At 64.6% G+C, this 954-nt stretch carries 1 pseudogene; it reads right to left on the reverse strand.

Features of this window, described 5'->3' with window-relative positions:
• Positions 1 to 683 (reverse strand): annotated as a pseudogene (locus ITJ61_RS19640) (primosomal protein); the annotation flags it as partial.
• Positions 684 to 954 lie beyond the last annotated feature (271 nt).

The following is a 954-nucleotide window of genomic DNA, read 5'->3' on the forward strand; positions in this document are numbered from 1 at the left end:
TTCCGCTCACCACGGTTGTCGTCACGTGGCGCGTAGGACTTGCGCTCACCATCACGAGGAGGGTACGACTTGCGCTCGCCACGGCTGTCATCACGCGGTGCGTAGGACTTCCGCTCGCCGTCACGAGGAGGGTACGACTTGCGCTCGCCACGGCTGTCGTCGCGTGGTGCGTAGGACCTCCGCTCGCCGTCGCGGGGAGGGTACGACTTTCGCTCGCCGCGGTTGTCATCACGGGGGGCGTAGGACTTCCGCTCGCCGTCACGCGGTGGGTACGCCTTTCGCTCACCACGGTTGTCATCACGCGGTGGGTACGACTTGCGCTCACCACGGTTGTCATCACGCGGTGCGTACGACTTGCGCTCACCACGGTTGTCATCACGCGGTGCGTACGACTTTCGCTCACCGCGGTTGTCATCACGGGGTGCGTACGACTTCCGCTCACCATCACGGGGCGCGTACGACTTGCGCTCGCCGCGCTGGGCATCGTCACGGTTGTTGTAGCTGCGTCGTTCTCCCTGGTTGCGGTCGCCGCCGCCTGCGTAGGGCTTGCGGTCGCCGAACTGCTTGCGGTCGCCGCCGCGGGAGTTCGCATCCCGTCGCCCATCCTGGCCGCTGCGTTCCTGGCGGTTGCCTGACCCGCGTTCGTTGCTCGGGTTTCGCCGCTCGTTGTCGTTTGCGTCCATGAATAGCTCCTCGGGATGCGCTGTCGAATTGTTGTCGTGCTTGTCTGAATGCGCCTCACCTTGGACGCTTGCGTCGCCACCCAGCCTACGTCACAGCGCTCCGGAGCTCAGGGACGTGCCCTGTGCTGCCATCGGGGTGCTTCGGCGCGGCGTTGTATTTTCGCGGTTGGTGGCGAATGAAAAAAGCCGGGGTTGGTCATCGAGGAGCATCTCTGCTCACTCGACAACCAACCCCGGCTTATGAAGAAGTCCGGCGGTGACCTACTCTCCC

The organism is Pseudoclavibacter sp. VKM Ac-2888 (assembly GCF_015351285.1).
Classification (GTDB): Bacteria; Actinomycetota; Actinomycetes; order Actinomycetales; family Microbacteriaceae; genus Pseudoclavibacter.